Genomic DNA, 11494 nt, shown 5'->3' with positions numbered 1-11494 from the left:
GATGCTACTCAACAATGAAAGTCAGGCTTGCGGCGTTGTAAACCTGATTTACTTTGCCATAGAGGGCTTTCATGGGACCGTTCTTGGTCACATCTTCCTTGGTATTGATACCCATCTGCCACTGTCCAGAACCCTGAACGCGGAACTGGGCCTTGCCTTCGATCACGTTGGACATCAAAGAAAACCCTTCGCTCTGGCCAAAGCACGAGCTGTGAGCCGTAATGTAGTTTACGCCCTTGGCAGAACAAGTAACTGGCTTGCCGTTGAAAAAAACTCGAACTTAATCAGATCGCCAACACGCACGTCACTCAAATCGGTCAGCGGAATAATTTCAAGACCATGACCAAGTGCTGCAGGCTGAGTCCACTTGCCAAGAGTCATGTACGATTTGGCAAAAACCTGAAACTTGACGGCCATAAGCACTTTGTCGATGTCCTTAACCTGATCGTGGAACTTGAGTGCAAGACGCTGCCGCCCCTTCTTATCGATGTACTGAGTATAAAAGGTCGGCTTAGAAACAGCGCTCAACTAGTAGACGCCCTGCTTGCTATCCTTCTTCAAGACATTTTTTTGCACGACGAGATCACCGGGATACACGTCAAAATCAGCCTTGGTGAGCGTGGCCTTGCTTTCCTCGGGAGAAGGTTTTTGTAACTGGACGGTCTTCAGATCAAAACCAACCACCTCAAACCGGTCGAGAAGGATGCTTCCATTGGGAGAATTCGGAATGTCGTCCATGGGCACGGTATGTCCACACCCAATGGAAACCATGGTATGAGGCGGGAAATGGGCATCGGAAAAGAAATTATTGATCCAGACCGAATGTGCATTGGCATTCACTGCCGAACACAGCATGAAGCAACTGAGAGAAAACAGGATACGTTTCATATTAACTCCAATTGTTATTAGTTTTTACAGTACTATTATTGAAGATAATACAGTCATAATCATCGTCATTATAAAAAAAACTACGAGAAGTTATACATCACGCTCAGCTACTCCGAGCCCGCTCCTGTTTCGTTATATGTTAAAGTTGACACCTAAACCAAAACGCATGGGGGGGGGGGAATAAGGTTACCATACCAATTTCCGTCCGCAAAAAAGGTCAACGGCGTCGGTAAACTTTTACTCATTGGTAAGATTTTCACCAAAAGCGTAGACCTCCCACTCGTCCTTGGCGTAGCCAACCCGCATGTTTAGCAGGCAATACGGGTCTTGACTTTTAGTATTCAGCCGGTCTCAATTGGAGTTGGAATTTTGAAATTCTTTTCAATTCCAATTTTCTCAATTTCCAACAAATTAAATTCAAACCGCTTTCGCCATTCAGAATTTTATCATATATTTCAAGATATTTGGTGTTTTCAATTTGAGCTTGGATTTCTAAAATTGGCCGATCAAAATTAATTGCAACCAATACATCATATCCAAATAGAGGAAAGCCCTCATAATCGAGCGATTTAATCCCGTTTTCAACGTCACATTCCGCTACAAACCAAATCACTTTCGACCCTTCACGAGGTTCATTTGGGCGTAAAAATGGTTCACCATTTTCAATCACAATAAACATTTCACTCGCGGAATAAGTACAACTGGATCGTGGGCCGGAGATTTTGAAACCAAACTCATGTCGCACTATGGATAGGATTAATATTGAAATCTAATTCAAAAGGGGCTGTTATTATACATCATGATAATTTAGGCCTTCCGACCTGCCGGTGACCTCCATCTCACAATTATCACCCACCCTGCTTGACTTTGATTTTCATTTTCAATACCACCGTTAAAACTTACCTACAAAAGACAGTGACCCGCGTGTTTGTAGTCATGCTTATTGAGAGAGGGACATATGCAAATGAAAGTCACCACTGCCCATGCAGATCCTTGTATGCGCCAAATTGCGAACACAAACTCACCTTTCCTTAACGCGAACATGGATGCACCAGTCAATGCCTATTTACTTCGGCCGGATATGGCCGTTTGCTTCTGGGAATGCACAACCAACACCCCCAAAGAATACACAATCACCTTTGACACACCCGTCCTGCGGTTTTCCTTCATTTTAGAAGGTGAAAGCATTTCAAGCGCTGACGAACAAAAAGATTTCGCCCGTCACAAAGAACTGATTGAAATGCGTTTTTTCCATGCGAACTCCGGCCAGATAAGGCTAGCTGCTCATCAATCGCATAAATGGCTGGATATTGTTCTCTCTCCCTCCTTCCTGGACTTGGCCCTTCCCGAAGAGAGTGCGCACCTGCCAGAAAGTATCCGCAAGGTGGTCTTAGAAGAAGTCGCCCACATCCCCTGCGACAGCCGCCGAATGACGCCTGATCAATTCGTAGCTGCCACACAACTCGCTCACTGCCCGTACACACATGCCGCCCGTACTTTGTTCCTCAAAAGCAAAACTCTTGAGCTTCTCTCTCATGTCCTCGCAGTGCATTCCCCCACGCCATGTCAAACACGTTTAAGTTCCTACGAAATGGAATGCCTGAAAACCGCCAAGGACATACTTATTGCTGACGTAGAAAATCCTCCGACCCTCAAGGAATTGTCCATCATGGTAGGATTAAACGAGACCAAACTCAAAACCGGATTCAAAGCACTCTTCGGCCAGACCGTTTATGGTTATTTCAAAACATATCGAATAGAACTGGCTCGCCAACGCCTCCTCGACGAAACTTGCTCCATTAGCCAAGTGGCGAGTAGCGTCGGATACACGAACATCAGTCATTTCAGCGCAGCATTCAAGGAACGTCATGGAGTAACCCCGTCCCGCTATAGAAAAGACAACTTCTTTGTCGCCAATTTCTCCCAAAAGTAGACTTCACCTGTTTCGGGTTATTTTAGACCGTCTCCGGGTGGTCCTTTTCACTCCACACAGCTAATCAAACAGTGTCCGACGTGTTGTCGGGCTTTTTTAAAGCCAGTGACTGATAAAGAAACTCATTATCATAAAAGGACTATCCCGTGAAACTTATTACGATTGCAGGAACGCCCAGCGCCGGAAAGACGGTAGTAACCCTGCACCTCATCAAACAACTCGCAAAAGATGGCAAGCAATCGGCAGCAGTGAAGTTCGACACACTCAGCACCACAGATGACCAGATATATCGCGAACGCCTCGGCATCCCTGCCATACAGGGGTTGTCAGACTATCTCTGCCCCGACCATTACTTTGTGTCGAATCTTGAAGAAGCATGTAAGTGGGGCAAGGCACAAAAAGCCGATTATCTCTTCATAGAAACAGCAGGGCTTTGCTATCGTTGCGCCCCACACGTCACTGACATCCCGGCCATCACCATCATCGACAACCTTGGAGGTATGGAAGCCCCACGCAAAATGGGTCCCGCTCTGACACTGGCGGACGTGGTCGTCGTGACCAAAAGTGACCTTGTTTCCCAAGCAGAAAAAGAAGTTTTCGCTCACCGGATATCTCAAGTGAATCCGGCAGCTCGCGTTGTTCATGTCAACGGCCTGACCGGCACGGGGGCACTCCATCTCAAACGAATTTGCGACACATGGTCAGACGCCGATGAACTTGAGGGGTTGAAGCTCAGATATTCCATGCCCGCTTCAATCTGCTCATATTGTACCGGAGAAACACGCATAGGACGTCGATTCCAGTCCGGTAACGTCGAAAAACTCTTGCTTGAGGAAAACGCAGCATGATTATTGAAAAAGTCACCATACTGGCTGGACACGATAAACAAGGACAACCGGAAGCCATTAAGGACGTTTCCCTATACCCCGGCGATTCTCTCGCATTGGTCGGCCCTACAGGGTCCGGAAAAAGCGAACTTCTTTCTGACATCGAACAAGCGGCTTTCGACGATACCCGCTCCGGCAGGACCATCCTCATAAATGATGTTCCTCTCTATGAATCCCCGGCAGGGATGGTCGCTACACTTTCTCAGAAGACCAACTTCGTCATGGATGCCACGGTTCAAGAATTCATCCTGCTGCATGCGGAAAGCAAAGGACGTGATGGCGCACACCTCTTAGGCCCCCTTCTTGAAATGGCCAACAGCCTTTGCGGTGAACCTGTGACGCCAGACATGTCGCTTCAAGTGTTAAGTGGCGGGCAATCTCGCGCATTGATGATTGCCGACATAGCCATGCTTTCTGCGACTCCCATCGTGCTGATTGATGAAGTTGAAAATGCAGGAATCCACAAATTCAAAGCTCTTGAAATGCTGGCTGGGCATCAAAAAATCGTCATATCAGCGACACATGACCCCGTTCTCATTCTCATGAACGACACTCGTCTGGTCATGCAAAACGGGGCGATGAGTTCTCTTCTCTCTGCCAACAATAAAGAACGAGAGTATGCAAAAGACCTTAAAAAAATGGACGACACTCTCATGGCAGCAAGAGAAGACCTTCGCATGGGATATTCACTGAACGCACAGGAGATCGCACAATGACACCAAATTCAGTCTATCTGGCTATCGCCCCAAACATTCTCCGAAAAACCGTACAAGATCTGTCTCGCCTAGATCTCCCTCTGGAGCTTATCCCACCGCAAACACATCAGGAAATGCAAGATTTCTCCAAGCAATTCGGTTTGAACGGCGACATTCCCGGTGTAACTCTCTGCGCCTACCCCGAGTTCATATATAATCTTCTTCAGCATCAGGAACAGAGAAAACTCGCGCAACTATCAGGATCACTCCCCCCCATGCGCAAGGAACTCACGACATTGGGCATGGCAGAACCTTCCCAGTACTTTCGTGTCATAGCCTTTGTACCATTTGTAATTGCAGCGGCAAAAGGCGTCACCCCTCCCATCGAAGACTGGGAAGATTTATGCCGCCCAGACATCTGCAACGCCATTGCCGTTCCGCCGCACGACACTCCTCTTCCGGCTCTGTTCGATACAATGATGACTGCGAACTACGGCAACAAAGCGACCGGAGCCATCGAAGGAAAAAACACGACGTACACCCCTCTGGACATCAACAAACATGTGGATGCCGGTGACTTTCTTGCGGGGGTCAGCATCCCTGCCTTCAGCAAAACTTACCGTGACGGCAATGGACACATGGTATGGCCAAAATCAGGAGCATGGCCCGTTCCTCTGATAGCGACTGTTCGGGCAGATGCCCCGGATGAAGCCATGGTGCTCCTCAATTATCTTCTTTCCAATAAATATCAATCATATCTAGCTGAAACAGGTTCACTCATTCCGGTCGTGGAAGGTATCCCCTGGTTCTCTGAAATGGCGGAAAATGACGGCCGACTACAATGGCCCGGATGGGATGCACTCATATCACTCGGCGCACCGCAAGCCGCCTAGCCCATAAAGGAATTTACTCACATGAAACGACATTTTGGCACGCTCATCTTCACCCTGCTTCTCGTCGCGGGCATTGCCTCGATGGCTCACGCCGAAGAGGTCACGCTGGACAAAGTTATTGTCTCGGCGCGAGGTTCCGACAGATTGCAATCACAAACTCCCGGCGGCACAGGAGTTGTGGAAAAAGAAGAAATCATCCTTGCCCCCACAGCAAGTATCGCAGACTCGATTTCCCGCATTTCCGGCCTGACGAAAACCGGAGATTCTCCTTGGGGCCAGGACGTCAGCATTCGCGGCTTGACGGGCTCCTCAGTTGTGGTCCTCATTGATGGAATGAGAATTAACACGGCCACGGAAATCAATGCCCGTCTCGGCTTCATCAACCCCATGGATGTCGAACGAGTGGAAGTCCTCAAAGGCCCCGTCAGCTCACTGTATGGTTCCGGGTCCACTGGCGGTGTCATCAATGTCATCACCAAAAAAGGAAAATTCACTTCAGAAAGCGACGTGTCAGGTGAAGCCATCCTCAACTGGTCAACCAACCCTCAAGGACCTGATGGATACGGCCGTGCTGTCCTTAGTCTGAAAGACTTGTGGATTCAAGCTTCCATGGGCATTCGCGACCACGAGAGCTTTTATGGAGGTGACGGCACCCGAATCTCAAACAGTCAATACGAAGATGTTTACCTGCGACTCGCGGGCGAGAAAAAATGGTCAGACCTCCTCACCACTCGATTCCAAGCCATGAACATTGAGGCCAACAACATAGGTATCCCAGGTGGTTCTGCCACCATGCCCCAGAACGCAGCCATTACCTATCCCCGTTCAAAAAACAGTCTCGTCAGTCTGGACACAGTGTTCACACCAAAATCAGATGTGGTGCAGGAAGTGCTGTTCAACCTCTATTACACAAAAAATGACCGCAGAGTTCGGATCGACAAACCGGCACCACCTATCGCCTACGTCTCCCCCATGGCTGACCACGAAACATTTGGTGGAAAAATTCAGGGAGAATTCGGAATAGGCAATCATAATATTGTTACCGGTCTTGATGCCTGGAATTGGCACATGGTCTCGAAACGGGCAAAACATCTGGTCGCTGGACCAGTCATAAAGGATAAACCCACGCCAACATCGACCATGTTATCCATGGGCATTTTTGCCGAAGATGATTGGAAACTTAACGAGGCCTTCACTCTCAATCTGGGTGCACGATTAGATCGCATTGAAGTGTCCAACAAGGCCAATGCCATTTATGACAAGGGAACTGAAGAGGACCTCGGCTGGAACATCCACACAGGATTGACATGGACGCCTGCCAAAAACTGGTCTCACACTGTCATAGTTGCCAGCAGTTATCGAGCCGCAGACATTCTTGAGCGCTTCAAAAACATCAATCTTGCCCCCGGCATCATTTCACGCGGCAACCCAAATCTGGATCCCGAGACTTCATACTACTTTGAGTATGGACTACATTACACAACAAACACTTTGAGTGTCACAGGGGCAGCATACATAAATTATATAAACAACTACATTGAAGAAAAACAGAAAACGGCCGCATTGTATGAAATGGAAAATGTGGGAAAAGCTCGCATATACGGACTCGAAATGGATGCAAACTGGCGATTTGCCGAACACTGGGATCTCTACGGCAACATAGCCTTTGCCAACGGGCGTGACCTTGAAAACAAAGAAGCTTTGCGAAGCGTAGCCCCCATCAATGGTCTCGGTGGTATCCGGTATACCATGGGGAATGGATTCTGGGCTCGCCTGGAAACACCATGGGCGCTTCGTCAAAGTGAAGTTCCCCATGGGACCGAACGCTCTGACGGTTGGATAACGTGCAACACCGCCGCCGGCTACGATTTTACGATGGGTAAAATCGACAACAGCGTTTCACTTTCGGTGAACAATATCTTCGACAAAAAATATCAGAACTACCTTGCCAACTCACGTGGGGTTGAACTTCTTGAACCTGGCATCAGTGCCGCAATCAACTACCAAATCGCATTCTAGGAGGCCCTGTTGCAAAAGATACTCGCCTTGACCGCACTTATCGTACTGGCGGTCTGGGGCGGCCTGCATCTGACCCTGAACGACACTCCGTCCGCCCCCACACCGGGGCGGACGGTCCTTTCCGTCTACACCACAGGACAGGCCACCACACCACAAATGCCCCTTTGGAAAGCTTTGGCAGAAGGAAAACTCAATTTTACACCAGAGATACATTATTGGAAGAATCTTGATGACCTACGCGGCTTACTCCTGTCCGGCAAAGGAGACATCTGGGTTGGACATATCGACGGTTTTGCCCAGGCAGCGATGCGAGGCGCACCAATCCGACTGGTTAGCGTCACAGGATGGAAGAAATTTTATCTTCTCTCCAGTCGCGAGGATATTCGTTCTTTCAAAGACATCTCCCAACTTTCCAAAAGAAGTGAAATAGCATCAGCCCCGCCACATTCACCAGGCGTGGCAATCATGCGTGCGCTGGAAGGGTATGGCCTACCCAGCTTTTCTTATGCCCCATATGAGCCGAAACAACTCTCGCTCATGGCAATGCAAAAAAAAGTTGACTTATTGATCCTGCCAGAGCCGTTGGTCACTGTCCTTTTAAAAAAGGCTCCCCACCTGCACATTGTGGCAAGCATTGAAGAAGAATACGGCTTGCTCACCGGCAAGCCCGCAATGCTTCCGATCGCTGGTGTCGCCGTAAATACCGAGACCCTGAAACAGCATCCCATGCTTGCAGAACAGATTGAAAAGGCCCTGAAACATCAGGAAACCAGTCTCAAAAAGAATCCCGCAACCGGACTGGATACGCTTCCAAAGGAATTCGAGAAATTCATTCCCCGACAAATGATTTTATCATCCCTTGAACGCGACATCATTCAAGTTCGTTCGGCCAGAGAATCAAAAGCCCTCATTCTCGACTACTTGAATATTGTCTTCTCGGACAAAAAAATGACCGCCAAAGACATCAGCCTTCCCGAGGCATTTTTCGGAGGTGCATCGTGAGAGGACTTCCTCTTCTGGCGTCACTGATCATCGCCGTCACTAGCTGGTGGCTCTGCTCCATGTTTTTCGGCAACCTCCTCCTGCCGTCTCCCATGCAGGTCGGCACGGAATTGGCGCACATGGGTCTAAAACCCCAGACATGGCTTACTCTCGCCATCACTGTGGCTCGAGGGGTAGCCGGATTAACAGCAGCCTTTGTTTGCGCGTTGATCCTCGGTGTTGCTGCTGGCAGCAACCCCATGGTCATGCGACTGATAAATCCTCTGGTGGCGGGCCTTCAGTCCTGCCCGCCCATAGTATGGATCACATTGCTTATGGTCTGGGTCGGCACAGGCTCGACAGTTCCCGTGGCCGTTGTTTTCGCAACAGTCTTTCCACCACTCTTTGCCAATGTTGCCCAAGGATGTCTTACCATTGACAGACGCCTGTTCGACATGGCCAGACTTTATCGAATCTCACGCTTTCACGTATTGATAAAAATACTTCTTCCAGGCCTGGCCCCATACCTTCTGGCCAGCATATCCTATGCGGCTGCAGCCAGTTGGAAAGTAACGGCGGTTGCTGAATTTCTTGGTTCATCCACAGGAATAGGCGCACAAATATTCTGGTCTTACCGCATGCTCGAAATACCACGACTCTTTGCATGGGCCTGCATTGTCATTATCCTTGGCGTCACACTGGAATTGGCGATCATCGCCCCCTTGCGAGCATCCGCAGAAACATTCACCGGCAAAATTCGAGAAAAAGCATGATACAATTCAAAAACGTATCCAAAGAGATAGGCGGCACACCCATCATTCGCAACTTTTCTCTAACGATCGGCACAGGAGAGGCAACCTGCCTATGTGGCCCCTCTGGTATAGGCAAAACAACCCTGCTCGAAATCGGTGCCAAATTGACAACACCAGATTCAGGAGCAATTCACCATGGAAGCAAAACTATTGGATGTGCATTTCAGGATGACATATTGATCCCCTGGCTTACGGCGCAAAGCAATATAGAACTTGTTTTGCATTCTCGCATGTCAAACACTCGGGACGTTGCCGAACAATGGTTGAAATTCTTTGAACTGTCACCAGACATGAAACCTCCGAAAATGAGTGGAGGCATGCGGCGGCGTCTTAGCCTGGCCCGAGCCTTTGCCATCAATCCACTCATCCTTTTACTTGATGAACCATTCGCCTTTCTGGATGAAGAATGGCAAGAAAAAGTCGCACACCTCATTGAGAATCAACGAGCCAACGGCAGTGCCATATTGCTTGTCAGCCACCAAACCCGCCAACTCGAAACGTTCAACTGCCGTACTATTCAAATCACGACAGCCCCAATCACCCATTGTCTCAATAGGGCCACCACATCCGTAGGCCCACTCCTTTCAGCCACAATGCAAAACTAAAATCCTACTGCTGACAATATTCTCGCAGATGCGACACCACTGGCAATATGCTTACGCGTTCCTTCGGACAAATCCAAATTTTCAACAATCTGCAAAGGAGCACTTTCATAAGCATTCTTCAACATCGTTTCAAAACTATGTCGAAGACGTTCAAAAGCGGCCTTTACATCAACAAAATCATTTGATTGCCCACGCCAAGGCAGCGTCAGGGATTCTGAGATTCTTCCCATTTTATGCGATGGGGTCATAAGCCGATACCATTCAAGTGTCCCATTACCTCGTTCATCTTCACCTGGGTAACAAAACGAACGCCAAGAAGAAGGTGGCCGGGCAATGGCAGCGTCTACGACCACATGAGGAACGGCCAAATCCACTTCAAACGATTCCAATTCGATAGAATACTTCAGTACAGGGCGATGGTTGCCCCTTTTTTTTTGCACAGTCCATTCAATCTTCATCTTGCCTCCTTATCATCAAATAATGTCAATAATATCGCCAAAAGGAGGAACCTTGCCCCCTTGGCCGATTTGCGCCCATAAAACGGGATATTCCGGTTCATTCTCGGGGTAACGTATGCACTCCAAATCTGTCAGGTAAACCAAGCACACCGGGTCGATCCCTTCCTGCTCCACCCACTGAAACGCTGGACGATAGTCCGTACCGCCTCCACCTTCAGGAGCGAGATTCAATGGCAAATCAACCCGCCCGAAAAAATCCGATCCCGTGACTTGTGCATCGCAATACACAACATGAATATTAGTATCGAAGGATTCCAGAATGCCGGAGACTTCCGCAGCGAACTGATTCATCTCAGGTTCGGTCACACTACCCGAAGTATCAAAAACCAAAACAACCTCGGGCAGCTTTTGATGTGACAATGACGGAAGAATCACATCCAGATATAAAAAACGTTTATTTGGCGGGGTCCAACTATAGTCGTCCCGAGCACGGTCACAAATGTACCGCGAAAGCAATTCCTGCCAATCAAGCTTTGGATTCAACACATCATCCACAAGGCGTGCGAGATTCCCTGGCAGATCACCAATCTCCCGCGCAGTCTGAGCCGCTTGTGCAAGAGCCAGCTCCCACGATTCATCCGTACCGGATTCGTCAGAGGCTCCACCCTCTAGTTCCCGCTCGCCGTCACGAACTTCACCACTCCCTCCGGGATCACCAGACTGGTCGTTCCCTGACTCTTCGGTATCATCACCTTCCATGCCTTCTTCCATGGAACCATCGCCGTCACTTTCACCGGCCCCGGATTCGGACCCTTCTCCCAAATCTTCGCCATCTCCAGCCTTCCCTTCAAGCCCATCCCATTCCACTTCGCCATCCGACTCTCCTTCTCCGTCCGACAAAAAAGGACGATCCTCTTCTGCCTTATGAGAATGAAGTTCAGCATAGATTTCATCGGCACTCAGACCATGAAAGGCTGGGGCATCCAAATATTTGGGTGGCAATTGAATACCGGCATCCAGCAAAATCCAATTTATAGCATGGTCACAAGCCATATTCCACAGATCGTGACTACGCCCGTTCCGCCGGGTGTGATGCTGACAGGCTGGATGCATGACCGTATGCGCCATGAGCCCCTGCACCTGCTCATCACGCAGTCCGGCGACATAAGCAGGATTGTAGCCTAGGGTTCGACCATCGGTCCAAGCTGTTGCACAATGCCGATCCTCTTTCGGTTCCATGCGCAAACACAACGAACCGAAAAAGGGCTGCTCCAACAATAAATTTGTACGAGCTTTCAAGAGTTTTTTTCGAGCTGTATTCAT

At 48.9% G+C, this 11494-nt stretch carries 14 protein-coding genes; 8 read left to right on the top strand and 6 right to left on the bottom strand.

Annotation, left to right across the window (positions count from 1 at the left end):
* Positions 1-4 precede the first annotated feature (4 nt).
* The 4 genes from SYK_RS01170 to SYK_RS01155 form a co-directional block, all read right to left on the bottom strand.
* Complete coding sequence (locus SYK_RS01170; protein WP_281761801.1) at positions 5-175, bottom strand: hypothetical protein; 171 nt, start codon at positions 173-175, stop codon at positions 5-7.
* 53 nt (positions 176-228) lie between these two features.
* Positions 229-528 carry a DUF4198 domain-containing protein gene (locus tag SYK_RS01165; RefSeq protein ID WP_281761800.1) on the bottom strand — a complete coding sequence of 100 codons (300 nt, stop codon included), beginning with the start codon at positions 526-528 and terminating at the stop codon, positions 229-231.
* A complete protein-coding gene (locus SYK_RS01160) occupies positions 529-888 on the bottom strand; it encodes a hypothetical protein (RefSeq protein WP_281761799.1) in 360 nt (119 codons plus the stop codon). It abuts the gene before it with no gap.
* A 334-nt stretch (positions 889-1222) separates the two neighbouring features.
* A complete protein-coding gene (locus tag SYK_RS01155) occupies positions 1223-1567 on the bottom strand; it encodes a hypothetical protein (protein WP_281761798.1) in 345 nt (114 codons plus the stop codon).
* 363 nt (positions 1568-1930) lie between these two features.
* Here SYK_RS01155 and SYK_RS01150 point away from each other — a divergent pair, with 363 nt between their 5' ends.
* The 8 genes from SYK_RS01150 (at position 1931) to SYK_RS01115 (ending at position 9713) form a co-directional block, all read left to right on the top strand.
* Positions 1931-2821, top strand: a complete 891-nt coding sequence (locus SYK_RS01150; protein WP_281761797.1) for a helix-turn-helix domain-containing protein — start codon at positions 1931-1933, stop codon at positions 2819-2821.
* A 146-nt stretch (positions 2822-2967) separates the two neighbouring features.
* A complete protein-coding gene (locus SYK_RS01145; protein WP_281761796.1) occupies positions 2968-3669 on the top strand; it encodes a GTP-binding protein in 702 nt (233 codons plus the stop codon).
* Entirely contained in the window at positions 3666-4424 is a 759-nt protein-coding gene (locus tag SYK_RS01140) for an ATP-binding cassette domain-containing protein (protein ID WP_281761795.1), read from the top strand. The genes SYK_RS01145 and SYK_RS01140 overlap by 4 nt, the downstream gene beginning before the upstream one ends.
* A complete protein-coding gene (locus SYK_RS01135; protein WP_281761794.1) occupies positions 4421-5296 on the top strand; it encodes an ABC transporter substrate-binding protein in 876 nt (291 codons plus the stop codon). The genes SYK_RS01140 and SYK_RS01135 overlap by 4 nt, the downstream gene beginning before the upstream one ends.
* A 21-nt stretch (positions 5297-5317) precedes the next feature.
* A complete protein-coding gene (locus SYK_RS01130) occupies positions 5318-7315 on the top strand; it encodes a TonB-dependent receptor plug domain-containing protein (RefSeq protein WP_281761793.1) in 1998 nt (665 codons plus the stop codon).
* Between the two features lie 9 nt (positions 7316-7324).
* Positions 7325-8317 (top strand): ABC transporter substrate-binding protein, encoded by a 993-nt coding sequence (locus SYK_RS01125; protein WP_281761792.1) that lies wholly within the window; start codon positions 7325-7327, stop codon positions 8315-8317.
* Positions 8314-9069 (top strand): ABC transporter permease, encoded by a 756-nt coding sequence (locus SYK_RS01120; protein ID WP_281761791.1) that lies wholly within the window; start codon positions 8314-8316, stop codon positions 9067-9069. The genes SYK_RS01125 and SYK_RS01120 overlap by 4 nt, the downstream gene beginning before the upstream one ends.
* Positions 9066-9713, top strand: coding sequence for an ATP-binding cassette domain-containing protein (locus SYK_RS01115; protein ID WP_281761790.1), 648 nt, complete (start codon positions 9066-9068; stop codon positions 9711-9713). Before SYK_RS01120 ends, SYK_RS01115 begins: the two co-directional genes overlap by 4 nt.
* On the opposite strand, the gene SYK_RS01110 is transcribed toward SYK_RS01115, so the two are convergent.
* Both SYK_RS01110 and SYK_RS01105 read right to left on the bottom strand, forming a co-directional pair.
* Positions 9710-10171, bottom strand: a complete 462-nt coding sequence (locus SYK_RS01110; RefSeq protein ID WP_281761789.1) for a hypothetical protein — start codon at positions 10169-10171, stop codon at positions 9710-9712. The two genes, SYK_RS01115 and SYK_RS01110, sit on opposite strands and share 4 nt — an antisense overlap.
* 15 nt (positions 10172-10186) lie before the next feature.
* Complete coding sequence (locus SYK_RS01105) at positions 10187-11494, bottom strand: DUF2201 family putative metallopeptidase (protein WP_281761788.1); 1308 nt, start codon at positions 11492-11494, stop codon at positions 10187-10189.

It is taken from the genome of Pseudodesulfovibrio nedwellii (assembly GCF_027923765.1).
Classification (GTDB): Bacteria; Desulfobacterota; Desulfovibrionia; order Desulfovibrionales; family Desulfovibrionaceae; genus Pseudodesulfovibrio; species Pseudodesulfovibrio nedwellii.
This window is presented reverse-complemented; position numbering and strand designations above follow the sequence as displayed.